At 60.7% G+C, this 25,176-nt stretch carries 23 protein-coding genes; 14 read left to right on the top strand and 9 right to left on the bottom strand.

Annotated elements, in window-relative coordinates; all coding sequences use genetic code 11:
* Window positions 1-249: 249 nt before the first annotated feature.
* Window positions 250-1,827 (bottom strand): sigma-70 family RNA polymerase sigma factor, encoded by a 1,578-nt coding sequence (locus AC6I6H_RS04750; protein ID WP_497952146.1) that lies wholly within the window; start codon window positions 1,825-1,827, stop codon window positions 250-252.
* Window positions 1,828-2,171: 344 nt separating this feature from the next.
* On the opposite strand from AC6I6H_RS04750, the gene AC6I6H_RS04745 reads away from it, so the two are divergent.
* The 10 genes from AC6I6H_RS04745 (at window position 2,172) to AC6I6H_RS04700 (ending at window position 14,816) form a co-directional block, all read left to right on the top strand.
* Window positions 2,172-3,881 (top strand): cellulase family glycosylhydrolase, encoded by a 1,710-nt coding sequence (locus AC6I6H_RS04745; RefSeq protein WP_497952144.1) that lies wholly within the window; start codon window positions 2,172-2,174, stop codon window positions 3,879-3,881.
* 313 nt (window positions 3,882-4,194) lie between these two features.
* Entirely contained in the window at window positions 4,195-6,528 is a 2,334-nt protein-coding gene (locus AC6I6H_RS04740; protein ID WP_497952142.1) for a glycoside hydrolase family 65 protein, read from the top strand.
* A gap of 14 nt (window positions 6,529-6,542) precedes the next feature.
* Complete coding sequence (locus AC6I6H_RS04735) at window positions 6,543-7,808, top strand: ABC transporter substrate-binding protein (protein ID WP_497952139.1); 1,266 nt, start codon at window positions 6,543-6,545, stop codon at window positions 7,806-7,808.
* 200 nt (window positions 7,809-8,008) lie between these two features.
* On the top strand, window positions 8,009-8,905 hold the full coding sequence (locus tag AC6I6H_RS04730) for a carbohydrate ABC transporter permease (protein WP_497952137.1): 897 nt from the start codon (window positions 8,009-8,011) through the stop codon (window positions 8,903-8,905).
* Window positions 8,902-9,729 carry a carbohydrate ABC transporter permease gene (locus tag AC6I6H_RS04725; RefSeq protein ID WP_497952135.1) on the top strand — a complete coding sequence of 276 codons (828 nt, stop codon included), beginning with the start codon at window positions 8,902-8,904 and terminating at the stop codon, window positions 9,727-9,729. Before AC6I6H_RS04730 ends, AC6I6H_RS04725 begins: the two co-directional genes overlap by 4 nt.
* Window positions 9,729-11,597, top strand: coding sequence for a glycoside hydrolase family 36 protein (locus AC6I6H_RS04720; protein WP_497952133.1), 1,869 nt, complete (start codon window positions 9,729-9,731; stop codon window positions 11,595-11,597). The genes AC6I6H_RS04725 and AC6I6H_RS04720 overlap by 1 nt, the downstream gene beginning before the upstream one ends.
* Window positions 11,590-12,189 (top strand): YczE/YyaS/YitT family protein, encoded by a 600-nt coding sequence (locus AC6I6H_RS04715; protein ID WP_497952131.1) that lies wholly within the window; start codon window positions 11,590-11,592, stop codon window positions 12,187-12,189. The genes AC6I6H_RS04720 and AC6I6H_RS04715 overlap by 8 nt, the downstream gene beginning before the upstream one ends.
* Window positions 12,190-12,369: 180 nt before the next feature.
* Entirely contained in the window at window positions 12,370-13,380 is a 1,011-nt protein-coding gene (locus AC6I6H_RS04710; RefSeq protein WP_497952129.1) for a LacI family DNA-binding transcriptional regulator, read from the top strand.
* 238 nt (window positions 13,381-13,618) lie between these two features.
* Window positions 13,619-14,290 (top strand): beta-phosphoglucomutase, encoded by a 672-nt coding sequence (gene pgmB / locus AC6I6H_RS04705; RefSeq protein WP_497952127.1) that lies wholly within the window; start codon window positions 13,619-13,621, stop codon window positions 14,288-14,290.
* A gap of 160 nt (window positions 14,291-14,450) precedes the next feature.
* On the top strand, window positions 14,451-14,816 hold the full coding sequence (locus AC6I6H_RS04700; protein ID WP_497952125.1) for a hypothetical protein: 366 nt from the start codon (window positions 14,451-14,453) through the stop codon (window positions 14,814-14,816).
* A 71-nt stretch (window positions 14,817-14,887) separates the two neighbouring features.
* Here AC6I6H_RS04700 and AC6I6H_RS04695 read toward each other — a convergent pair whose 3' ends face one another.
* From AC6I6H_RS04695 to AC6I6H_RS04685, 3 genes are all read right to left on the bottom strand, one after another.
* Window positions 14,888-15,244 (bottom strand): DUF4183 domain-containing protein, encoded by a 357-nt coding sequence (locus AC6I6H_RS04695; RefSeq protein WP_497952123.1) that lies wholly within the window; start codon window positions 15,242-15,244, stop codon window positions 14,888-14,890.
* Window positions 15,245-15,566: 322 nt separating this feature from the next.
* On the bottom strand, window positions 15,567-16,475 hold the full coding sequence (locus AC6I6H_RS04690) for an alpha/beta fold hydrolase (protein WP_497952121.1): 909 nt from the start codon (window positions 16,473-16,475) through the stop codon (window positions 15,567-15,569).
* A 16-nt stretch (window positions 16,476-16,491) separates the two neighbouring features.
* Window positions 16,492-17,118 carry a TetR/AcrR family transcriptional regulator gene (locus AC6I6H_RS04685; protein ID WP_497952117.1) on the bottom strand — a complete coding sequence of 209 codons (627 nt, stop codon included), beginning with the start codon at window positions 17,116-17,118 and terminating at the stop codon, window positions 16,492-16,494.
* A gap of 189 nt (window positions 17,119-17,307) precedes the next feature.
* On the opposite strand from AC6I6H_RS04685, the gene AC6I6H_RS04680 reads away from it, so the two are divergent.
* A complete protein-coding gene (locus AC6I6H_RS04680; RefSeq protein ID WP_497952115.1) occupies window positions 17,308-19,035 on the top strand; it encodes a methyl-accepting chemotaxis protein in 1,728 nt (575 codons plus the stop codon).
* A gap of 192 nt (window positions 19,036-19,227) precedes the next feature.
* Here AC6I6H_RS04680 and AC6I6H_RS04675 read toward each other — a convergent pair whose 3' ends face one another.
* The 5 genes from AC6I6H_RS04675 to ybiA form a co-directional block, all read right to left on the bottom strand.
* Window positions 19,228-19,596, bottom strand: coding sequence for a DUF4180 domain-containing protein (locus tag AC6I6H_RS04675; protein WP_497952113.1), 369 nt, complete (start codon window positions 19,594-19,596; stop codon window positions 19,228-19,230).
* 44 nt (window positions 19,597-19,640) lie between these two features.
* Complete coding sequence (locus tag AC6I6H_RS04670) at window positions 19,641-20,228, bottom strand: NAD(P)H-dependent oxidoreductase (protein ID WP_497952110.1); 588 nt, start codon at window positions 20,226-20,228, stop codon at window positions 19,641-19,643.
* Between the two features lie 61 nt (window positions 20,229-20,289).
* Window positions 20,290-21,141, bottom strand: coding sequence for a MerR family transcriptional regulator (locus AC6I6H_RS04665; protein WP_497952108.1), 852 nt, complete (start codon window positions 21,139-21,141; stop codon window positions 20,290-20,292).
* 2 nt (window positions 21,142-21,143) lie between these two features.
* Entirely contained in the window at window positions 21,144-22,100 is a 957-nt protein-coding gene (locus AC6I6H_RS04660) for a TIGR02452 family protein (RefSeq protein ID WP_497952106.1), read from the bottom strand.
* Between the two features lie 49 nt (window positions 22,101-22,149).
* Window positions 22,150-22,716, bottom strand: coding sequence for a riboflavin biosynthesis intermediates N-glycosidase (gene ybiA, locus AC6I6H_RS04655; protein ID WP_497952102.1), 567 nt, complete (start codon window positions 22,714-22,716; stop codon window positions 22,150-22,152).
* A 226-nt stretch (window positions 22,717-22,942) separates the two neighbouring features.
* On the opposite strand from ybiA, the gene nudC reads away from it, so the two are divergent.
* From nudC to AC6I6H_RS04640, 3 genes are all read left to right on the top strand, one after another.
* Entirely contained in the window at window positions 22,943-23,797 is an 855-nt protein-coding gene (gene nudC, locus AC6I6H_RS04650; protein WP_497952100.1) for an NAD(+) diphosphatase, read from the top strand.
* A complete protein-coding gene (locus tag AC6I6H_RS04645; RefSeq protein WP_497952095.1) occupies window positions 23,797-24,315 on the top strand; it encodes a GNAT family N-acetyltransferase in 519 nt (172 codons plus the stop codon). The genes nudC and AC6I6H_RS04645 overlap by 1 nt, the downstream gene beginning before the upstream one ends.
* A gap of 144 nt (window positions 24,316-24,459) precedes the next feature.
* Window positions 24,460-25,158 carry a DUF8580 domain-containing lipoprotein gene (locus AC6I6H_RS04640; RefSeq protein ID WP_497952089.1) on the top strand — a complete coding sequence of 233 codons (699 nt, stop codon included), beginning with the start codon at window positions 24,460-24,462 and terminating at the stop codon, window positions 25,156-25,158.
* Window positions 25,159-25,176 lie beyond the last annotated feature (18 nt).

Raw genomic sequence — 25,176 nt, 5'->3', positions numbered from 1 at the left:
GCCGGCTAAACCGCCGCCCCCTGTTATCTTACCGGCCGCATCACTTTCGACCCGTGCCGCTATTTTGTCGCCTCATTTTACCACTAATTTACCGAATGCATGGCTAGCGCCAGCATTTTTATCGCTAATTTACCGACCGCATGGCGCCAGCCTTTTATCGTATTCCCCCCCCATTTTACCGCTAGTTTACGGCCCGCATTTTAGCGCCTTTTTACCGCCCGCATGCGGCCGGCATTATACGCCCGCGCCCTACGCCCGCACCACGGCGCGCCGCTCCGCATCCCAGCGCAGGACGGGCGCGCGGCCCTGCAGCCGCAGCCCGCCGAACCATTCGTCCGCGTCATGCAGCTCCGCCCAGTCCCGGCGGCCGGCCAGCACCTCGCGGCCCGTCTCCGTCAGGACGAGCCGGCCGTGGCGCAGCTCGCCCGGATGCTCGCCGAAGCGGGGAAACGCCAGGATGCCTTCGGCGCGCAAAAGCGGAGCCGCCCCTTCCGTCAGCTGTGCGAGCCTGTACCAATACTCCAGATCGCCCATGCCCAGAACATGAAGGTCATCCGTCACCAGCCGGAACAGCTCATGCGGATTTGTCACGCCGGCGGCGGCCAGCTCCAAAGTCTTTCGCTCTACGCTCCCCAACCCGCTGCCGGGGGCCGGGAGGCGGGCCAGATGAGCTTCAAATGCGCTCTTCAGGTACGGAAGCGCCCCGGTGTCCTCCCGCAGAAGGGCGACATGCTCTTCCGGGCGGCGGGACACGTAAGCTTCCCACGCCCGGCGGCCGGCCTGAAGCTCCTCCGGCCCGATTTCCTGCCAGGTGCCGGACAAGGTCTTCAGCTGGACGGCCGTCAGCTGCCCCAGCCCATGGAACGGCTCAATGCCCGGAAACGCGCCGATGCAGAGCAGATTCAGCTTCGTCCCGCCAAGCTCCTGCCCCGCGAACCAACGCAGCAGACGGGCAAGGATGGTTTGATCGAACAGGTCGTGCTCGAACCAGAGCACCACCTCGCGGTAGCGGCGGAAGCCGCGCAGCGTGTTCTCCTGCTCTTCGCAGCTCCGGATGTAGGTTTCCCGGGGGATTCCGAGCTTCCCTTCCAAAAAGGCGGCGCGCTCCGCACGGTTCTCTTCCTTTTCCGGATGAAGAAAAACGGGTCCGACCGGGTAAAGCTCCCGCCAAACCGCAATATCCCCCGGAACAACTCCTTGACGCAGCGTCTCGGCGGTGACATCTCCATTGACAATATGCAGCATCCCTTCTCCTCCTTCGGCCAAATGACGGAGCGCGGAAAACAGGTCGGCGACGGGAAGCGCGCGCTTCAGCTGCCGGCGCGCCCGGAACAGCCGCTTTTTCAGCGCAGGCTCGGGAACGCCCAAAGCGGCAGCCGTTTCGCGGATCGAATAGCCTTCAAAATAAAACAGCTGAACCGGCAGCCGCAGGGAAGCGGGCAGCTCTCCGACTAAAGCGCGAAGCCGTCCGCGCAGCTCTCTTTGCTCCGCGGCGACCGCCGGGTCCGCTCCCGCAGGCGCGGGAAGCCCTCCGGCGGCCTCGTCCGGAACGACGGGATGCCGCTTCCGGCGCAGCAGCCGGGCACACTGCCGCTCGACAATGACCCGGAACCAGCCGGGAAAAGCCTCCGGCTCCCGCAGCCCGTCAAGCCCGGACAGCGCCTGTGTGAACGCCTCCTGCGCCGCATCCTCTGCCAAATGAGCGTCCCGCAGCTTCTCGTAAGCGACGGCTACCGCCATGCCGGTATACTGCCGGACCAGCCGCTCCACCGCGTCCTGATCGCCCTCCCGGGCCCGTTTTACCCATTCACTTGTCGTTAAGTCCATTCCCGTTCGCCGCCTTTTCCGTACTCTCTATCCTTTAGTGCCGCCCGCAGCGGAAAAGGTTCCTTCTTTCCATCTTACCGGCCGAAAGCGGGAATGTCATGCGAGATCGGGAAGGGAAACGCGCAAGGGGCAGAAATGTAATTTTTTTTAGAATTGTATCTTTCTAGCAATCCCTCTCGTGGTGTATGATAGAATAGCAAACGCTTCCAATTTTACCGAAAAGGTGGGGACGCCGTTCCCGCGTTGTGGCCTTCCACGCGCGGCACTGATCGCACGCATGCCGGTTCTGTCGTTTTCTGCAAAGGTCGGCTTGTCCATTCTTATTCATGAAAAGGAGAATTGAAATGACATTCCGCAGCAAATTCCGCCGCACGAAGTCTTTTTTGTCTATGGCGCTGGCCGCTATCCTTCTGTTCGGTCTGCTCCCCGCTTCCGTGTTCGCCGCCGAAAGAGCTGAAAGCGCTATCACCGCTACGGGCATGCAAACCTATGTCGACGCCATGCAGCCCGGCTGGAACCTCGGCAACTCGCTCGACGCCACCGGCGGAGACGAAACCAGCTGGGGCAACCCGGTCATTACCCAGCAGCTGATCCAGCAAATCGCGGCCCAAGGCTACAAGAGCATCCGCATCCCGATTACCTGGGAGCAGCGGATGGGCGGAGCCCCCAACTACACCATCGACCCCGCTTTCCTGAACCGGGTGCAGCAGATCGTGGATTGGGCGCTCGGAGCAAACCTGCATGTCATGATCAACATGCACCACGATTCCTGGTCCTGGGTCAGCTCCATGCCAAGCAATCACGACACGGTGCTTGCCCGCTACAACGCCGCCTGGACGCAAATTGCGAACAAGTTCAAGAACTACAACAACAAGCTGATGTTTGAAAGCATCAACGAGCCGAGCTTCAACAACAGCGGTAACAGCTACCAGCTGCTGAACGAGCTGAATACATCCTTTTTCAATATCGTCCGCAATTCGGGCGGGCAAAACGGCGTCCGGCCCCTGGTGCTGCCTACGCTTGCCACGTCGTCCACCCAGGCCGATCTGGACCAGCTGTACACCACCATGACGAGCCTGAACGACCCGAACCTGATCGCCACGGTGCACTATTACGGCTTCTGGCCGTTCAGCGTCAACATTGCCGGCTTCACCACCTTCAATGACGAAACCCGAAACGACATCAACGCCACGTTCGACCGTGTCTACAATACCTTTACGGCCCGCGGCATTCCCGTGATCGTCGGCGAATTCGGCTTGCTCGGGTTCGACCGCAACACAGGCGTCATCGAGCAGGGCGAAAAGCTGAAATTTTTTGAATACCTGATGTATTACCTCAAGGAGAAAAAGATCACGCACATGCTGTGGGACAACGGCCAGCACTTCGGCCGCACGTCCTTCCAGTGGTCGGACCCGGATCTGTTCGCGATGATGAAGGCGGGCTGGACCACCCGTTCGGCCACCGCGGCGTCCGACCTGATCTACCTGAAGAAAAACACCGCCGTGACGGACAAAACCGTGGCGCTCAACCTGAACGGCAAACAGTTCGTCTCCCTGAGCGTAAACGGCCAGACGCTGCAAAGCGGCACCGATTATGTCCTGAACGGAAGCAATCTGACGATCAAAGCCAGCCGGCTCAGCCAGCTGACCTCCTCGGGACAGCTGGGCGTGAATGCGGTGCTGACCGCCAAATTCAATTCGGGCGCCAGCTGGAAATGGAGCGTGATCGTTTACAACAAACCGGTCCTGAGCAGCACGTCGGGCACGACCTCGAACTTTAACATCCCGGCCGTCTTCAACGGCGACAAGCTCGCTACGATGGAAGCGACGTATGTGAACGGCGGCAACGCCGGGCCGCAGAACTGGACGTCCTTCAAGGAGTTCGATTACACGTTCGCGCCCAACTACTCCGCCAACCAGATCAAGCTGCAAACAAACTTCTTCAACGAAGTCAACAACGGCGACGTGATCCTGAAATTCCACTTCTGGAGCGGGGAAGTCATTTCGTACAAAATCACCAAAAACGGCAGCTCCGTGACGGGCTCGCCGCTGTAAACCGCGCATAGGATTTACGGCAACCTGCACTTTTCAGGACGCCGTCAAAGCGTCTCCCGGGAAGGCTAACCCCCCTTCTCCGGGAGGCGCTTTTTGTCGGTCTCTGTCGTTTTTTTGCAGAAAGAGGATTGACATCGAAAAAATACCGCTCTATAATAACCACAGAAAACGTTTTCGGAAGCGCTTTATTTCTACTCTTTAATCGCAACAATCCGGTCTTTTTTTACCCGGGGAACGATTTGATCTTTTTTTTGACGGTTATCTAAAACGTTTTCGGTAACGCATGCAAACAACACGGGAGGCTAGCCGCAACATGATGAAGTATGATTTGGGCACGCACGAAGAACAAAACTGGATCGTTGCGGAGACGGCCTTCTCCAAGGATCACCTCGGCAAGGGGGAGGCCGTTCTGTCCCTCGGCAACGGCTACATGGGGCTGCGCAGCGCGACGGATGAGCCGTATGTCGGCGAAACCCGCGACCTGCTGGTTGCCGGAACCTTCAACCGCTTCGACGAACATGAGGTGACGGAGCTGCCTAATGCGGCGGACGTCACCCGACTGGACATCCGCCTTGACGGCGAACGCCTGGAGCTTTCCGCCGCCAACACGGAGGACTACGTCCGCGCCCTGAACCTGAAAACCGCCGAGCTGACCCGAACCTTCCGCTTTACGACTTCCTCCGGCAAGAGCGCCTCTCTCCGCTTCCGCCGCTTCGTCTCCCTCGACCAGCTCCATCTGATCGGGATCAAGGCGGAGATTACAGCCCTGGACGGATCTCTTACGTTCCAGATTGAAAGCGGCATCAACGGCCAGTTGAGCAACACCGGCTCCCAGCACTTCCATGAGGGCGAAAAGCGGATTCACGACAAGGTCATTCTGGAGCTGCTGCAGCAGACCACCCAATCGAAGATCGACTTTGTTCTCGACGCCGCCCACCTGGTTTTCCTTGGAGACCGGGAGCTGGAGCAGGCCTCCATGCGCATCGACCGCCGGCTGGTGGCCGTGATGTTCAAAGGCGAGATTCCCCAGGGCCAAACCCTCACTCTGGAAAAGCTGGCGGTGGTCTACACCAGCCGGGACAAGGCGTTCGCCGGCCTGCCGCTGGACGCGCTTCGCGAAACCGCACTCAACAGCCTGCGGGACGCCCGCCACAAAGGGTACGACGCCCTTCTCGCCGAGCATGCGGAAGCATGGGACAAGAAGGTATGGAGCGCCTACCGCCTGGAGGTGGACTCGGAGGACGGCTTTGATACGCTGGCGCTGCGGTTCGCCCTCTACCATCTCACCGCCATGACCCCGGCCCACGATTCCCGCATGGGCATTGCCGCCAAGGGACTGAGCGGGGAAGGGTACAAGGGCCATTCCTTCTGGGACACGGAAATTTTCCTGCTGCCATTCTTCACGTATACCAACCCGGAAATCGCCCGCTCCCTGCTCACCTACCGCTATCTCGGTCTGGAGGGCGCCCGTAAAAAAGCGGCGGAAAACGGCTACGAAGGCGCCATGTATCCATGGGAAGCCGCCTGGCCCAGCGACGGCGAGGTGACGCCCGTGTGGGGAGCCGTGGACATCGTCACCGGCAAGCAGACAAAGATTTGGTCCGGCTTCATCGAGCAGCACATCACCTCCGACATTTCCTTTGCCGTCTGGCAATATTACCGGATTACGGGCGACCGGACCTTCATGGAGGAGTGCGGCTACGAGATGCTGTTCGAAACCGCCACCTTCTGGGCCAGCCGACTGGAGTGGAACGAAGAAAAGCAGCGCTACCACATCAACGACGTGGTCGGCCCGGATGAATACAAGGAGCATGTGGACAACAACGCCTTCACCAACCACATGGCCCACTTCAACCTGGAATTGGCGATCGGCTATTACGAGGAATTATCCCAAAGCCGGCCTGAACTGCTGGAACGTCTGGACGGCAAGCTGAACCTGACCCGGGCTTACGCCGTCTGGCAGGACCGCATCGGCAAGCTCTACCTGCCCGCCCCCCGGGAGGAGGATTTGCTGGTTCCCCAGGACGATACGTACTTGAACAAGCGCTCCATCGACCTGACGAAATACAAGAAAGCAACCAAGGTCGGTTCCCTGTTCGATGACTACAACCTGGAACAGGTCAACGAGATTCAGGTCTCCAAGCAGGCGGACATCATGATCCTGTTCTATCTGTTGGAAAACCGCTTCCCGGAAGCGGTGAAGGTCGCCAATTACCGTTACTATGAGCCGCGCACGCTGCATGACTCCTCCCTCAGCCTCTCCACCCACGCCGTTTTGGCCAACGACCTGGGCAACACGGAGCAAGCCTACGAGCTGTTCCGCCGGGCGGCGGAGATTGACCTCGGCCCGAACATGAAGTCGTCCGACCACGGCATTCACGCCGCTTCCATCGGCGGCATCTGGCAGGCGGCGATCATGGGCTTCGGCGGGGTCCGGATGACCGACGGCAAGCTGAGGATAAACCCCAAGCTGCCCGCCCACTGGCACCGGCTGGCCTTCTCGCTCTGCTGGCAGGGCCAGCGGCTGGACATCGAAGCGACGAAGGAAGAGCTGACCGTCAAGGCGGCGGACGGCAAGCCCGTCACCCTGGAGTCGCAGGGCAAGACCCACACGTTCGACCGGTTTTTCTCTATCACATTAAAATAAGGGTGGTTAAAACAATGAGAAAAAGCTTGATGCAAGCCGGAAAATGGGTGCTCGTCCCCGTGCTGGCAATGTCCATGCTGGCAGCCTGCAGCAGCGGAGGCGGAAGCAAGGCGGAGTCCAAGGAGCTGGTCATCTGGAATGCCGGCATTACCTCCTCCGACGACACCGGCAAGGTGAGCAAAGACGATCTGCCGCTGTTCAAGACGATCAAGGCGTTCGAAGACGCCAACCCCGGCTACAAAGTGACTGTGGTGGACTACGCCATGGACCAGTTGACCCAAGCGTTTACCGCCGCCAACCTGGCCAAGGAAGGCCCGGACATCGTGGCCATGTGGGCAGGCTCCACGACCCTCGGCTACAAGGACCATCTGGTGGACCTGAACGGCCACCTGAGCGACGAGGAGAAGGCGGAGTATGACACCTCCGACATCACCCACGTCGGCTTCGAGAAGTCCGGCGCCAACCTGGGCTTGCCCGGCGATGCTACGACGATCCAGTTTTACTATAACAAGCAGATGCTGAGCGAACTTGGCTATTCGGACTTTAATCCGCAAACCTGGGACGAATTCCTGACCATCGCCCAAGCCATCAAGGAGAAGGGCACGACGCCGCTTGTGGTGGGCGACTCCGGCGGCGCCATGAGCACCTGGGCGATCTGCGAGTTTTGGGGCGACCTGCTGGGTTCGGACGGCCTGAAAGGCCTTGGAACCGGGGAAACCGCCATCAACAGCGATCCCTTCAAGGAAAGCATGAACGCCTGGAAGAAAGTGTTCGACCTCGGGCTGACCAACCCTGACTACGTATCCATGGACGATGGCACCGCCATCCGGAATTTCGTCGCCGGCAAGAGTCCGATTATCCTTCACGGCAGCTGGGCGGTGCGGGAATTCGCCTCCATGGGCGACAACGTAGGCATTCTGAAGGTGCCGGCGATCTCCGCTTCGGCTCCTTACAAGGACACCATCGTTTCCCAGCCGTCGATCAACCTGAGCGTCACCAACTACTCCAAGGATGTGGACAAGTCGGTGGAGCTGGCCAAGATGCTCTCCAGCGTCGAGTTCAAGACCGAAACCAACGAGCTGCTGTACACGGAAGCCAGCACCCTCAACCTGATGAAACAAAGCCAGGAATGGGTACAGGAGGGCAAGAACCTGATCGGCTTCGACTCCATCATCAAAGCTGACGCAGCCAACGAGTTTTACAAAATGGCGGCCTCCGTTATGAGCGGCCGGGAACAGCTGGACGCTTTCGCGGCAAGGCTTGATCAATTGAACCAATAAGCCCGGTCTCCCCGGGAACCGATCCGCCGGATGCAGGGTGTCGTGCCGATGTTGTGCCGATACCCTGCTCTATCTTCTCCCTCGTACCGCCCTCGCGGTGCGGGAGCCGTGCCGCCCATCGTTCGTCATAACCGGGCGATGGGCGCGCGGGAAGCGGTCGGGGCTTGCGGAGCGGGCATCCGGAAACAGAGGTGCGCGACATGTTGACCACGATCTTCCGCAAACATCGAGAAAGCCTGGCCGGCTTGCTGTTCAGCCTGCCCGCCATGGCGCTCTTCACCGCCTTCGTCCTCATTCCCATCGTATACGTCTTCATATACAGCTTTACCGAATGGGACGGCATGGGCGCGGCCACCTTCATCGGCCTGGACAACTACACGGCGATCTTCCGCTCGCCGGAATTCCGCACGGCCATCTTGAACAACCTGAAATTCCTCGTCGTCGGCGTGCCGGTGTGGACCATTTTTCCGCTCCTGATCGCGGTGCTGCTGCAGGACGAGGTTCGCGGGTGGCGGTTCTTCCGCTCGGTGTACTTCTTCCCCACGGTTCTGTCCACCGCCGTCATCAGCGCCTTGTTCAAGTCTCTTTTCCTGTACGACGGACCGGCCAACCAGCTGCTGGGGCTGATCGGGGTTCCGCCCATCGAATATTTCGCCAATGGAAATATTGCGATTCTGCTCGTTATCACCATCATCAACTGGGTGGGCTTCGGCTCCGCGGTTCTGATTTTGCTGGCGGGGATGAGCGGGTTCTCCAATGAAATCTTCGAGGCGGGCGAGCTGGATGGCGTCACCTGGTTCCAGAAGATGATCTATATCACCCTTCCCCTGTTGAAGCCGACGCTTCAGTTCGTGGTGATGCTGAACGTGCTGGCGGTGTTCACATCCCTTTTTGGCTACATCTACCTGATGACCGCCGGCGGTCCCGGCTATGAAACCACCGTCATCGAGTACCTGCTGTACCTGAAGGCGTTCAAGACACATGATTTCGGCTATGCCTGCGCGCTGGCCGTCGTGCTCTTCGCCATCGTCTCGCTGATCACGGTCGTGCAGATGAAGCTGACCAATTCGAAGGATGAATCGGTGGTGCAGTCATGAAAAAAATGACCTTCCGCGAATTCACCATCGTCGTTGTGTTGAGCCTGCTGGCCTGCGTGACCATCATCCCTCTTGTTTTTATGGTGCTGACCACCTTCAAGACCCGGGACGAGTACCTGATCAGCATGTTCGGCTGGCCGGAACACTTTTCGTTCAACAACTTCCGCATCGTCCTGGACGGCTTTGACTTCGTGCGGATGAACATGAACTCCTTTATCGTTACAGTCGGAGCTGTGGCCCTATCCCTCTGGATCACCAGCATGCTGGGCTTCAGCCTGTCCAAAATCCGTTTTCCGGCCAAGAAGCTGATTTTCGCTTTGGTGGTGTCCGGCATGTTTATGCCCGGCCAGGTGCTGATCATCCCCGTCTACAACATCATGATCAAGCTGGGGCTGGTGAACAGCCATCTGGGGCTGATCCTCTTTTATGCCGCCACCTCCATTCCCTTCACGACGTTCCTCATCATCGCCAATCTGAAGGGGATGCCGGGCGAGCTGATCGAATCGGCCAAAATCGACGGAGCGGGCCTGTTCCGGGTGTACTGGCGCATCATTCTGCCGCTTGTCAGTCCGGCGCTCGCCACGACCGCCATTCTCAACTTCATTTCTTACTGGAATGAGCTGCTGTATGCTATGATATTGTTACAAAAAGAAGAGATGCGCACCATCACCGTAGGCGTCACCTCCCTGGCGAACCGGTTTGGCGGCAACGCGCCGCTCCTGTACGCGGGGCTGCTGATGAGCTCCATCCCCGTTGTGGTTATCTTCTTTGCCTTCCAGAAGTATCTGGTGAAGGGCATTAACAGCGGGGCGGTGAAATCTTGATGAACGAGCGGGATAAACGAACCGGACCGACGTTCGAGGCCGGCGGCGTGAAACGAAGCTATGAACGGCTCCGCCTGCCGGGCCTTGAAGTGATTGAACATCGGCTGACGCTGGAGGGCCTTGCGCCGGAAGGCGGTACCGTGCGGGAGGCTTTCAGCCTTCAAGCGGAGATCCCCGAGCCGTGCACCGAAGTGGAATACTGGACAAGCAGCTGGGGCGGGGAATACGCGCCGGCCGCCGCGCGGCTGGATGCGCCGCTGCGTTTGGAGACCCGAAAGGGACGCTCGTCCCTGGACGTGCATCCCTTCGTGCTGGCGCGCGGCCAAAGCGGGGCGCTGTACGCTTACGCTGTCGCCTGGTCCGGCAACTGGGCGCTGGAGCTGGCCCCCTCCGCAGGCGGCGTAACCGTGCGCGGCGGCTTGTCCGACTGGTCTTTTGCGAAGCACCTTGCCCCCGGAGAGACGATGACGGCGCCCGCCGTGCTTTCAGCGGTGTCCCCCGCCGGCTCCCGGGACGAGATCGCCCGGCAGCTTCACGCCTGGGGGCGGCGCCGCTTCCCGGCCAACAAGCTTTCCGGAAGCCTGCCCCTGGAATGGAATCACTGGTGGGCTTATGAGGACAAGCTTATTAACGAGGACGTGTTTCTCCGCAACGTCGACGCCGCGGCCGCCATCGGCGTGGAGGTCTGCACCCTGGACGCGGGCTGGTTCGGCTCGGACGACGAGGTGGAGCACTGGTTTGACGTGCGGGGCGACTGGGATAAGGTAAACCGCAAGCGGTTCCCCCGGGGCATCCGGTTCCTGTCCGATTATGTGCACGGCAAAGGCATGAAATTCGGCCTTTGGTGCGAGATTGAAGGCCTCGGCAAAGACGCCGATCTGAGGACGGAACGCCCCGGCCTTGCCGCCATGCGCGACGGGGATTTTCTCGGCTACGTCTGCCTCGGCGGACCGGAAGGCCGGGAGTGGGCTTATGACAGGCTGGCAGGGCTGATCGAAACGTATGCCTGCGACTGGATCAAAGTGGATTTCAACCTCGATCCCGGCGCCGGCTGCGACTGTGCGGAGCACGGCCACGGCAAGGGAGACGGGCTGTTCGAGCACTATCAGGGCCTTTACGCCGTCCTGGACCGCATCCGCGCCCGCTACCCCGATGTGGTACTGGAAAATTGCAGCTCCGGCGGGCTGCGAACCGACGCCGGCATTCTGCAGCACATGCACCTGAATTTCCTGAGCGACCCCGATTACGCCGAGCACCAGCTGCAGGTGTTCTGGGGGGCCTCTCTTCTTTTGCCTCCCGAAAAATGCCTGCATTGGCTCTGGTCTGCAACGCTGGGGGGCGAAGGAGGAGGCCCCTTCCCTTCGTACCGGCTGGACGAACCCGAACCAGGCCCGGAGGAGCGCTTGACGAGGCTTCGCTTCCGTCTGCGTGTCGCCATGCTGCACAGCATGGGCCTGTCCCATCCCCTGGCCGAATATGACGAGGAGACGCTCACCCTGCTCAAGCGGGAGCTGGACTTCTACAAGACGGAGGTTCGGCCATTGATGACGTCGGCGGAGCTGCGGCGCTTGACGCCACAGTCCTTGCGGGACGGCGGGGGCGCCCGCTGGAGCTCCTGGCTGGCAATGGACCCGGCAACCGGCCGGGGACTGCTCTTCGTCTTCCGCCTGCCGGGCGGGGAGGACGAGGCTTGCTTCCGCCTGGAAGGGCTGGAGGACAGCCGCCGGTACACGCTTCGCCGTTATGATACAGGCGCAGTGGAAATCCACGGCGGACGGGAGCTGCGGGAGAACGGCCTGCTGTTCGCGGACCTGCCCGTCTGGACATCGTCCCTGATCGCGGTTTCCCCGGAGGAGGAGCATGACTAACCTTCGGACACGCGTCGCCTTTTATGTCGGCGGGCTGGGGATTCTCACCCTGGGGGTGGCCTTGCTCATCCGCAGCACTCTGGGCGCCGATCCCTGGGACACCCTCACCTATGGGCTGTCTCTGCACAGCGGCGCCACCGTCGGCGTCTGGACCTTCGCCGTCGGCGTCGTCATGGTGCTGCTGGCCTCCCTGCTGAGCAAATCGCCGCCCAACATCTTCGCCATCGCCGCCGGCTTCCTGGCCGGGGCGTTCATCGACTTTTGGTTTTGGGTGCTGGTGAATCAGCTTCCGACGGAAGGCATGATTCTCAAGGGAACCTACTTTGCAGCCGGTGTGCTGACCGTCGGCTTGGGCACGGCGATGTATGTCCTGCCCCGGTTTCCCCCGAGTCCCATCGACCTGTTCATGGTCAAGCTCAGCGAGCGCTTCGGTCTGACCCTCGGCGTCGCGAAATGGCTGACGGATCTGTTGGGGCTAGTCTTCTGCCTGCTTTTTCGCGGCCCCCTCACCTGGGGCACCCTGGCTTTGGTGCTGGGGATCGGAGCGGTGGTGGGCTTTTTCGAAAAGCGGCTGGCACGCTGGAAGGCTTGATCCGGCCGGATTCTTTCACCGCAAGTTCAAGGAGCGCTTGCCGCTCCGATTTTACAAGTAAGTACACGGCTTCCCCAATGCGGGCGACTGTCGGCGGCATGTCCGCTGAGCCGCGCCGCTTCCCGCCATGCGGGCCGGCAGCAGCGCGGGAAGCCCGGTACGGGAACGAAAGGAATCGCCATGGTATCCATAAAAGATGTGGCCAAACACGCCAACGTATCCGTCGCCGTCGTGTCCAAAACCCTGAACGGCTACCCGGACGTCAGTGAGGCGACCCGCCGCCGGGTGATGCAGGCCGTGGAAGAGCTGAACTACTCTCCCAATATGCTGGCCAAGCACCTCAAGCAAAAGGTGGCCAAATCCGTGGCGCTGATCTTCTCGAATTTCGAGCGGTCCAGCGGCAAGGACGGGGTTCTCTTCCAGATTATGAATGGCACGTACGAGGCGGCCTCCCGCTACAACTATGAGGTGGTCATCTACACGCGGAACCTGTCGGAGCAGCTGGACAAATCGTACTGGCAGTTTTGCAAGGAACGCAAGGTGGCGGGAGCGGTCATTACGGGTTTGAAGACGACGGACCCCTACTTTCTGGAAATCGTGGACAGCAACTTTCCCTGCGTTGTCATCGACGCCCGCGTGTCGGGCGAACACACAGGCTCCGTAATGACCGACAACGTGGCGGCGGCGGAGCATGCGGTGCAGCATTTGCTTGACCGGGGACACCGGCGGATCGGCCTGATGAACGGCCACGATTTTGCCGAAGTCAGCCAGGAACGTCTGGAGGGCTACCGCCAAGCGCTGGAAAAAAACGGCCTCGCCGTGGACCCGTCTCTCATCGTCAACGCCGATTTCAGCGAGGATACCGCGTACGCCCTTGCCGAGTCCTTCCTGCGCTCCAACCCCGGCATGACGGCGGTCTTCTGCGCAAGCGACTTGATGGCCATCGGCCTCATGAACCGCTGCCGCGAGCTGGACGTGCGCGTTCCGGAGGACTTGTCCGTGATCGGCTTCGACGACATTGTCCTTTCCACATATACCACGCCGAAGCTTACCACTGTCCGTCAGGATTTCCAGCACATGGCCTTTACCGCCTTCGAGCAGATTGTGCGGATCATGGAGCACCAGGAGCGGGGCTATCACAAGAAAGTCTCTTACCAGCTTGTGGAACGGGATACCGTGCGGCCGCTGTAGGCCGCGCTTTCCGGCAGGCCGCAAGCCATTTTACGGAGGAACGCCGGAGACGCTGAATTTTGACTGCACAGCGTTTTTCATCCGGATGCCTTCTTTTCGAGGCAGGACTATTAAGAAGCAGCATTCAGGCCGCGCTGGCGCAGGCTTACGGCACCGGAAGCGGCTCTTTTCTTAAGGATTCCCGAAAACGTTTTCGACAACTCGCGGAAAATTCAATACGTAAAAGGAGGACTTGGCCATGAAGCTTCAGGCTGTTTTGTTTGACCTGGACGGAGTAATTACCGACACCGCCGAATTTCACTATGAGGCCTGGAGGCAGATGGCGGGGGGGATCGGCATTTCCATTGACCGGGCCTTCAACGAATGCCTCAAGGGAGTCAGCCGCATGGAATCCCTGGAGCGGATTCTCCGGCACGGCGGACGGCAGGACGATTATACCGCCGAGGAGAAGGTGCGCCTGGCGGAGGCCAAAAACCGCCATTACGTCTCTCTGCTGGACCAGCTTACCCCGGCGCATGCGTATCCCGGCATCCGTGAGCTACTGGAGGATTTGCAGCGGCGGGACATTCCCGCCGTCGTCGCTTCCGCCAGCAAAAATGCGCCGTTCATTCTCGGCGCTCTGGAACTGACGCCGCTGTTCCGGCATATCGTCTCGCCCGAAGGAATTCCCGGCAAACCGGCGCCGGACATCTTCCTGCAGGGAGCCGCGGCTGTCGGGGCCGCCCCCTCCGGCTGCATCGGCCTTGAGGACGCCCAGGCCGGAATCGAAGCCATTAAGGCGGCCGGCATGTTCGCCGCCGGAATCGGCGACGCCGGGCTGCTGCTCCCCTCCGGAGCCGACGTTGTTTACGCCGGCACCGGCGAGCTGTCGCTGCCTGCTTTGGCGCAGGCAGCCGGGCTGGAGCTGTGACCGTCTGCCTGAATTGACGCTTGAATCGGCAAACCCGACTGCCGCGAAGCGTCCCGGTTTTCCGTGTGCGCGCATTTGATTTAGGCCGCGCCTCCGGTCCGTATGTCCGTTTCTGCCTTCCATCGCCTTTCGTATATATATGGCGAAGGAGATGAAACGCATGGCGGATTTAATTCTTCCCCGCAGCCCGGTGATGGCCTACAACATCCTGAATTACTTTCTGACGGCGCCGGCCGGCGGAATAGCGGTCCCCGCAGCGACGGCGACCGATATCGGCCCCGGTACAGCCGGCCTGACCTGGCGCGATGACACGGGAGCGACCGTTACCCAATTCGCGGTCAACCCGGGTACGCCGCCCGCCGGCCATCAGTACGCTTACGAGCTGTATATTGACGGGCAAAAGCAGCAGGAAGGGCTCGTGACTTCGGCTACCACAACCGCGCTGGTTTTGACCTCCGCGACAGCGGCCACGATCGGCGAAAACTCGCGTATTGTCCTGACGGTGGTCGACCTGAGCCTCACGTAAGGACCGAGCCAAAAACAACCGCGCCGTTTGACGGAGCGGTTGTTTTCGCGTTTGCCGCCTTCCGCCGCCAGCTAAAGGGACAGCCGGAAAAACTCCGCCACGATGCGGGCGTTTTTCACCGGCGGCGGGTCCGCGAGAAACCGGATGCGCCCTTTCTTTACCCGGTAACTGCGCGGAGACTGAAGCTGACCGTCCACATACAGGTGGCCGAAGGAGATGGCGGCCGGGTCCGGAATGCGGCTGTGATAGCCGGGCACCGCGTCGCGGCTGCGATAGGTTCTTTTCCGCCCGTCCGCCAAAGCAAAATAGAAATACGCTTTTGCCCGCAGCGGCTTCCTCTTTGCGCGGCGGCACAATCCGGCCGGGTCCTTCGTCCGTTTTCTTCTCCTTCGTCCGCACCTTCCGCCGGCTGCACGTCTGCCGCCCATCGCCGCTTCCCCCGTTCCGTTTCCTTTCCGTTCGTCTTTTCCATATAGTAGTAAGCCGGACGAAAAGGGGCAACGGGACAGCAGCCCAACTTTGACGCTCCCGCGCCCCCCGACTGATCGGGTACGGGCTCGGCCACGGCTTGTGGTTCGGCGTCGTGATCCTGCGGATTTTGCCTCTTCTCATCGACGAGCTCGGCCTGAGCCGGAAGCAAAAGCTGATTCCCGCGGCAGCGTCCGCGGTATCGGTTCTGTCGGGACTCGCGGCCGTTTCTGGCTGGGTCTAGGCGTCTTTCGCCGGATTCGGCGGCGGCGCATCGGAGTCTCAGCTTGCGGATGAACCGGCCGGCTTCTCCTTACAAAGAAAATCAAGCATCGCGGCATTGACCGCTTCCGGCTGTTCATGGTTCACGCCGTGTCCGGCGCCGGCGATAACCTGAACCCGGTACCCGCCTTCCCGAAGCAGCTCCATGTAGGCGGGCTGCCGGTTTACCCCGTACTCGCCCGCCAGGAAAAGGAGCTTCTCCCGTACCGCCCCGCCTTTCGCGCGGTCGTATGGCGCAAGCGGATGGACAAACATCGCCTTCCGGTTGTGGCTGCGCATCAGAAGCGCCAGGTGCTCTGCAATCAAGGGATAACGGCCCAGCCAGTCGGAGCCGGGCGCGCTCAGCTTTTTCATAATTTTCAACAGGTTGCGGTCGGTGGGAAGCAAAATTTCCGGAAAGCTCATCAGCGCAGTCCGGAGCATGGTTTTCAGCGGATGGAGCACAGGGCCGCCTTCCAGGCACACGGCTTTGTCCACCCGCTCCGGCCGTGCCGTGGCGTACCGGAAAGCCAGGTAAGCGCCGTTGGATACCCCCGCCAGATGCGCCGTTTGAAAACCGAAGTGATCCATGATGCCGTCGATCCACTCGACCTGATCAAAACGCCCCTTGGCGTATTGTTCCCCGGGCACGCTTTTCCCCGGTCCCCCGATCGTATCCGCCGCCACGCAGTAAAAGCGCTTGGCCAGTTCCCCGATGTTCAGCGGCCACATGACGGCCGCGTTGTCCCCTACGCCATGAAACAGCAGCAGCGGCGGGTTTGCCGGGTCCCCGGCGGCCAGGCAATGCGTGGCCCCGAACCGCGTCTCCGCGCGGATTTGCTTTACGTCCGCGGGCCACATAGCCAGCAGCCGGTCGTAGGAAGCCCATACCCGTTCGCGGGAAGCTTCGTTTTTAAAGCTGCGGATCATTCCGTCTCCCTCTTTTCTAAGCGTTTTTCATAAACCGCAGCATCAGTTCCGCCGATGGAAAGGGCAGCTCTGCGGTTGTTTGCAGCCTTGCCAGAACGACCCCCTGCACCATGGCAAAATAGGCAATGGCCAGCCGCAGCGGATCTTCCGCCGCGATCTCGCCCTGCTGCTGTCCTTCCACGATCAACGGGATCAGATGCCGGAAGGGCAGTTCTTTTTTGGCGGCCGCCGCACGTTTGGCCTCCTCCGGAACCGCCTCCGGGGAAGCCGCCTGCAGCAGCAGCAACCGCCAATGCTGGGCGGCGATGCTGTCCGGCGCCAGAAAGGCCTCCGTCAGCCAGGTGATTTTCTCCAGGGGACTGCCGTTCAGCCCGGCGGCGTAGGCAACGGCATGCCCCGCCCCGTCTCCGGCCAGCTCGACGATTCTGGCAAAAAGCTCTTCTTTCGACTTGAAGTACGTATACACATAGCCTTGGCTGAAGCCCGCGCTGGCGGCAATGTCCTTGATTTTGGCGCCGGCAAACCCTTTTTTCGAAAAAACCTCGATGGCATGCAGAAGAATTTGCCGCACGTTCGCGTTCGATACCATCTGCTCGAAGCCCTCGAGAAATTTTTGCTTCAGTTCATCGCTTTGCGCAGACATCATAACCCTCCCGATCTTTGAATGAACGTTCATTCAAAATATAAACAAGGTTTAAAAATGTGTCAAGTTTCCTTAAAAAACGCTTCAACTTGTCCCCTTTCTGCCGATATAAAGCAAGAGGCGGCATGCCCGCTGACCCGAACCGGATGCCGGCTGCCTTACATCATGACAAAGGGGAAATTCAACAAGATGAAGCGTTTGGCCAAAATGTCCTTTTTCACCAAGAATCTGCTGTTTGCCTTCCTCAACGTCCTTCTTGTCGGTCTTCTCCTCACCTCGGCCGGGGCTGCGATTCAGCGGTCTCTTACGACGAACAGCCTGTACGATCAGGCGCGCGGCGTCTCCGGACTGATTCTGTCCACGCTTTCGGCGGACGATATCCGCGAACTGGCCGCAAATCCCGGCGGCGATTCCCCCGCCCTGCAGCGGGTGAAGGAAAAGCTGGACCTCGCCACGGCCGCCAACCCCAATGTGGCGCAGGCGTATGTTTTTTCCGCTGAAATCAAAGACGGGCAAAACCATGTTCTGGCCATGCCGCAGCACTTGGTGGACGCCGGGCTCGCTCCCGGAGACTGGTTTGAAAATCCCGCCTATAAAGCCTTTCAGGAAGCTGTCACTACCGGAACCACAGCCGAGGCCTCGCCTTATACAGACAGCTACGGCTCGTGGCTCAGCATCATCGAGCCGGTTAAAGACGCCCAGGGTACGGTCATCGCCGTTCTGGGCATGGACATGAGCGCCAATATTATCTCCGAGAACGTCAGCCGAATCTGGCTGTTCTCGGGTCTCGTTTTGCTGGGAGCGCTGCTTCTCAGCCTGCTGTTTCAGTTTATTCTGGCCAAGCGGACGCTGGCTCCGGTGCGCGCCTTGTTCCAGGCCATCGACGAGATCAGCAAGGGCAATTTCAAAGTCCGCCTGCAAACGACCCGTTCCGATGATTTCGGCGAGCTGAACCGCAAGTTTTCCGCCATGGCCGAAGAGCTGGGCGGCATGATTACAAGCGTGCGGGACAAAGCCGACCAGGCCGGACGGTCTTCCCTGGAGCTGGCGGAGCACGTCGGCCGCAACCGCGAAGCGCAGGAACGCAGCGTGGCGACCATCCAGGAGCTGGCGGCCGGCGCGCGCGAGCAGGAAATGTCGGCGCTGGAAACGATGCGGGTCATGGAGGAAATGGCGACCGGCATTCAGGACATCGCCCACACCGCGACCGAGCTTTCCGAGTCCGCTTCGGAGATGGCCCTTGAAGCGCAGCGCGGCATGGAAGCGACCCGCCAGGCGGTCGACCAGATGACGACCATCAGCACGCACGTCAACCATTCCGCCGAAGTGATCCGGGAGCTGGACGAGCACTCCGCCCGGATCGCCGAGATCGTCGGCGTCATTACGGATATCGCCGCGCAAACGAATCTGCTCGCGCTGAACGCGGCCATCGAAGCGGCGCGCGCCGGCGAGCACGGCCGCGGCTTTGCGGTGGTGGCGGGCGAGGTTCGCGCGCTCGCGGACCAATCGGCCCAATCGGCCAAAACGATCGCCGAGGTGATCGCCCGTGTCCAGCGGGAAAACGACCGGGCGGTCGCCATGATGCAGGAAGGCGTCCGCGAGGCCGAGCAGGGCATGAAGCTTTCGCGCGATACGGACGCAGCGTTCCGCCGGATCAACGAGATGATTCAAGGCGTTACCGGCCAGACCGAGAACATGTCCGCCGTCACCGAGCAAATGTCCGCCGGATCGGAGGAGGTGTCGGCTTCCGTTACCGAGCTGTCCCACATTGCGAAGGATTCCGCCGGCGGGGCCGCGCAGGTCGCGGCCGCATCCGAACGCCAGCTGGAATCGCTGCGGGCGATGGCCGCTTCGGCCGAACGGCTCGGGGAGATGTCGAAGGAGCTGAACGCCATGATGGAGAAGTTCAGCGTCTAACCCGCGTCCGCCGCAGACTTCGGCCGATTTCGGGCGCTCCGGGCATTCCGGCCGGTCCGCCCGAGCGTTCTGTTTAAAAAGGCTCCGCAGGCCGATCATTAAAAAACCTCTGCTCCGGCTTCTTGCGCCGAGCAGAGGTTTTTTTCAGGCCTTTCCCAAACCGGACGCTTCATACGCCCGGTTTGGCGTTATTTAGGCTCCCCGGTGCAGCGCATCGAGGGCCTCCGCGCGGGTGCCGACAAACGCGAACTGCCGGCCCTCGTTGCATTCGTAGATGAAATCCCGCAGGCTTTTGCTTGCATACCCGCTAAAATCACCCGCAACGGCCAACCGCATCCGGTAGTTGGTGTATTTCTGAAGCACCTCGCCGGCCAGGCGGGTCTTCAGGTCAAAGAACGCTTCCGCCACATTCGCCTTGTCCAGCAAAATGCTCTCGCAGTCGTGCCCGTGCCGGGCATCGGCCATCAGATCCAGCGCATCCTGAACGCTGGCCAGCAAAATCCCTTCGCCCTCCAAAATCGCTACCCGGGATTCGCCCCTTTGATCCACCGTGATGTTCAACTCCGCCTCCCCTTTCGTTTCGGGAGCCCGGCTGTTTCGCTCCCCTAGCTCCCTTTGGCAAAATACCGTTCCACCTTCGCCAGCTTTTCAGCCTGCTTGCCCTTCGCGCTTTCCATGGAGCCGAACTCGAAAAACTTCACCTTGCGGATGCCCACATAGCCGAACAGCGCCCGCTTCATCAGCACCCGGTGCGCGTTGTTCAAGGTCAGCCGGATATAGAAGCCCGGCCCTTTCATCGTTGAGATGCAGACTGCTTCTTTTCCTTTCAACAGGCCCTCCGGAAATAGCTTGCCTGGCCGGTCCCGGTAGGCAAAGCCCGAAGCAAACATCCGGTCGATGTACCCGAGCAGCATGGCCGGCGGGCGTCCCCAAAAAATCGGGTAGATGAACACGATGCGGTCCGCCCAGCGAAGCTGTTCCCGGTACAATTCCAATTCGGGGTCGCGGTGCATATCCCTTCTTCGTTTCTCCTTGTGGAATACCAGCGCGGGGTCAAAGCCTTCCCCGTACAGGTCAAGCACCTGCACCTCCTGTGCGGCCGCGCTTGCGTTCAGCCCTTTTTGCGCCGCGGCCAAAAAAGCCCCGTTCAAGCTCTCGCGGTTCGGATGCGCGTAAACGATCAGCGTCTTCACGGCCTGCTTCCTCCCTTTTCTCCCGGTTACCACAAAAATAAACCCTATAGCGGCTATAGGGTCAACATTTTTTTACGGGAACCTGAAGCTCCACGATGTATTGGGCCGGGTCCATCAACTGGGCGAAGTCCACCTTGTACTGCTCGACGGCGGGGCCGCATTCCGCGTAGCCGTGCGCTTCCATCCAGCGGAGAAGCTTGCCGTAGACCTCCTTGCAGGCTTCCGCATCCGGAATGCCCGTATAAAGGGCCGTGATGTGCTCGCCTCCGGGCAGCTTGCGGACCCCCTCCTGAGCGGGCGTCTCCGCCGCTACCGGAAGGCCCGCCTCCAGATCGCTGTCGTCGCGGTCAAAAGCGAGCATGTTCTCGTGATATACGGTCAGGATATAACCGGCTTGGGCCAAGCCCCGCTCCTCGGCCAGGGCGAACAGACCGGTAAAGCTGAGGATGGAAGGCTCCAGCCCGCAGGCTCTGCGCCTCCGGTCGAAAAGAATCGTCCGCTCCGGAAACCGTTTCAGCTCGACCAGAACGTCCAAGCCGCCCAGGCCGCCGCCCACCTCCCGCAGCTCGTTCAGCCGCTCGATCCGCTGATCCACGGACAAAACGACTTTTTCCAGCGCCGCGATCTCGGACAGGACCTTTTGCCGTTTGGCCCGCATCATGCCGGCGAGCTCCTCCGGGCTTCGGTTTCTCAGCGCATGCTTGATTTCCTCCAGCGAAAACTGAAGGGCCTTCATGTCCTGCACGATCTTGATGTGCAAGAGGTCCAGGTCCGCGTAATACCGGTAGCCGGTGTCCGGGTCCACCTCCGCAGGCTTGATCAGCCCGATCTTGTCGTAATAGCGCAGGGTTTGCACCGGCAGCTCGCACAGCTTCGATGCCTGGCCGATCGAATAACGGGACCGTTTTAACACGTTTACGGCCTCCCCCGGAACGCTTCCTCGAACGCCCCGATGCAGGCTTTGTTCCTGCTCCCGTCCAGAACGGCGTACACAATGCGGTCGAAGAACCTTTCAAAGCCTTCCCCTTCCAAAAGCTCCTTCCACCAGGCGGCCACCTCCTGCGGATCGTTGCGGAACACGCCGCAGCCGTATGCCCCCAGGATCAGGTTCCGGTCTCCCCGGTCGGCGAAAATTGCAAGCGCCAGCCGCATCCGGTCCTTCATGACCCGCTTGGCTTCGGCGCTGTCTTCCCCCTTCAGCAGCACCTGGCCGTAGTTGACGGCGGGCAGCGTCAAAACCGAAGCCGTGACCGGCCGGTCCAGAAGCGCAAAGCGCTCGTCGCGGAAAAAGACGACATCGGGCGAGTAGATCGCATGATCGGTGTACATCATCGACTTGCAGGCGCGGTTGGCCCGGTAAAAGGCTTCCCGGCGAAGCTGCGTTCCGTAAAGCCCGCCGGAAGCGGCTAGGCTTTCCTCCTGCGCCATCGCTCCGTTCAGGAAGCCGCCGCCCGGGTTTTTGGCGCTGGCGAAGTTCAGCACACCGACCTTCGGGACGCCTTGTTCGGCGAACTCCAGAATGGCCTTCACGGTAGCGCCTGCAAAGACGCTTTGCTTGGCGGCGGATGCCTTTGGAGCGGAGGCGCCGGAGCCGGCGGCGGTCCCACTGCCGCCTGTGCAAGCCGCGTCAGCTTCGCCGGGTCCGGCATGGGCCGCCATTCCGGCGGTCCGCTCCGTGGACACGCCCGTTGCAGCGGCGAGCCGGGCCGTCAGCTTGCGCACCAGCGCCGCTCCTTCCTCCGGCGTCAGGAGGATCGCCCCTTCCTCGGAGGCCCGCTGCGCCGCCGCGAAGTCGACCCGCCGCCCGTTCTTTTCATAATAGCCCTGCCGGATGTATTGAAGCGTCTCTTCCGCGATTTGTTTTCGGTTCATGTTCGTTTCCCTTCTTTCATTGGCGGGCTTTGGCGGGCGTTTTCGCCCTTTATCCCTCTGCGGCTCCGTTCTCCAAAAGCCGGTCCCGCGCTTCCGAGAGCGCAAAGCCCAGCAGGTTCCGCCCCCGCCATTTCATCGGATTTTCGGCGTCGGGGTTGCTCTTCCCCATCCCGATGCCCCAGATGCGGTCCCTTGGACTGGCTTCCACCAGAATCCGGTTCCGCGTTGTTTTCAGGTAATCCCACAGCCCCGGGTTTTGCGAAAATTTGGCCGCGCTCCCCCGCAGGACAATGCCGTAGCAGGCTTCATCCCAGACGTTTTTATCAAAGCCTTTGACCGCCCGGCCGTAAGCCTTCATTTCCTTCGGATGCCGCGCGTCCATAATCGTCCGCAGCATTTCGCCGTCTCCGAACAGGCGCGCCTTCTCCGCCATCATGTACTGTTCCGCGCAGGTGTAGGTTTCGCCGGCCACTGTAAACGAAGCCATCCACCACTGGCTGAAGCAGCTTTGGTCGATGCCCCCGCCGGCGGGCGGAGTATGACCCCAGAAAAACACATACTTGTACGTCTTCCCTTCCCGATACGCTTTCCGCAAGGCTTCGAGCGAATAGATCACTGGATGCGGCCCTCCTATTGCAGCTTAAATATTATCTATTTGATACTATCATAATAATCAACTGCATGCCGATTGTCAACCCCTTCTATTTTTCGACTGCCGGCACGTATCCTTAAATTGTCAGTCTTCCGCCGATTTGTTATGCTGAAGGGACACCAAAAACCGGAACTCACGCTCCCGATGGCAACCCTGAAGCGCCTGTTTCCGCCGAAAGGATCTGTCCCGTATGTCCCTTTCCGTCCAAAGCATTTACGAGCACTTTATCCCCGGTATGCAGCCCGACCCCGCGAACGAAAATCCCGCTCTGTGGTTTGTGTGGAACGGCACCAAATTGCTGGTCCATGAGCTGGAGGGCCGTGCGGAGCTCCCTTCGGGAGCTTCCGTGAAAGAAGGGCTGCTCGCATCAGGCCGCACGCTTTACCTTGGCACCTGGAAGGAGCGGCCCTGCTTTTCCGCCCCGATCCGCCCGGACGCGGCGGCCCCGGAGGGCTTTCTCTTCCGCGAGCTCCGCTCGCTGTACGGCGCTGTGGAGGACGGGCTGTTTCACCTGGCCGGCCGGGCGGTTCAGCTGCTCGCCTGGGACGACACGCACCGGTTTTGCGGCCGCTGCGGCTCGGCCACCGTCCTTTTGCCGTCGGAACGCGCCAAGCGCTGTCCCGAATGCGGCCTGCTCGGCTATCCCCGCCTCGCCCCCGCCGTCATCACGGCCATCCGAAATGAAAAGGGGCAGCTGCTGCTCGCGCACGCCCGCAATTTCCCGGAGGGCCTGTACGGCCTGATCGCAGGCTTTGTCGAGCCCGGCGAGACGCTGGAGGATTGCGTCCGCCGGGAGGTGGAAGAGGAAATCGGCATCCGGGTGAAAAACATCCGCTACTTCGGCAGCCAGCAGTGGCCGTTCCCGCATTCGCTCATGATCGGCTATTTCGCCGATTACGAAAGCGGCGACCTCCGGGTGGACGGTGAAGAGATTCTCGATGCCCGCTGGTTCGATCCCCGGCCCGACCGGCTCCCGCTCATCCCGCCGCCGGTCAGCATCGCACGCAAAATGATCGACTGGTACGTAGAAGGGGGAAAGAAATAATGACGGAAGCGATAACCTTGGTTCGCCCTTCCGTGGAATGGCGGACCGGATACCTGGCATTCTACGAGGAATGGCTGCAAAGCGGAGAGAATCTGGTCCCTTGGGTGATCGGCTTGGACCCGTCCGACTTCCCGGCCTTTGTTCGCCGGCTCCGGGAATTCGAAACGGAGGAAGCCGAGGGAGTGGTGCCGGCCTCCACCTTCTGGCTTGTTGCGCCGGAAGGTCGCGTTCTCGGCGCTGCGAACCTTCGCCACCGGCTGAACGACAAGCTGCTGCTGCGCGGCGGCCACATCGGCTACGGCATCCGCCCGTCAGAACGGCGAAAGGGCCATGCCACGCGCCTGCTGGCGCTGGCCCTGGGCCAGGCGAAGGAGCTGGGGCTGACGGAGGTGCTGGTGACCTGCGATGCCGCCAATACTGCCTCCGAACGGACCATTCTCCGAAACGGCGGAACCCCCGATGCACCCTATGTCGAGGAGGACGGCAACGTGGTGAAGCGGTTCTGGATTCCGGTTTGAACGGCGATGGGCCGACTGCTTTAAACCGCCCCAAAGGTTCGCCCCTGCGGCCTTCGGGTAAATAATTCCATATCGCCATCTTGTTGTATATAATGAACACGGTCTGGTATAGAGATGGCCTCATCTTTTACAGGAGGGAAATGGATGAAAAACACACCGTTTCATTTTAAAGCAATTCTCGCGCTGGCCTTGCTTCCCGCGCTTGCAGCCTGCTCCGGCGGAGGCGACGAACCATCGGCTTCGCCAACCACAGCCGTAACGGCGACCGGTTCGCCCGTCGCCACCGCTACCCCGGATGGCGGGAGTTCCACGGCGCCGTCCAGCGCCCCGGCCACAAGCAGCCCGGCGGCGTCGCCGGAAGGCCCGGCGGCTTCGCGGCCGCAGACGGAAAGCTTCGATTTGAGGACGGGGGATGACTTCAAGCCCCATACGGCTTCGCTTCAGCAAGGAGAGGGGTTTTCCTTGTATATGTTCGAGGGATTTGTTTTTGACGCTGCCAAAGGCCGGTTGGCGCTGGCGGATAATGCCGAGCACTACGTCGACATCGAGCCGCTGCCTGCGGATTACAACCTGGAAGAGCTGCGCGCAGCGGGCGTGAAGGAGCTGGCGGAGGCCGGAGAAGCCCGGGATTACAGCGGCGAGCTGGTCGAGCATCCGCTCGGTTACGCCGAGCTTTATCTTCAGGTAAGCAACGAGCACGGAGTTCGCGACTATATGGTTTGGAAATCGGAGGAGGGCGACAGCTTTCTTTTCCGCCTTCACAATCCGGAGGACGACGAGACCCTGGCTCCGGCTTTTGCCGAACCCGTGCTCGTGTCCCTGTCGACGGTAAAGGCGGATTGATTCTTAAAAGAAAGCAGA

The sequence above is a fragment of the Gorillibacterium sp. sgz306347 genome (assembly GCF_059735245.1).
The sequence above is the reverse complement of the archived record's forward strand: the minus strand, read 5'-3'. Positions and strand labels throughout refer to the sequence as shown.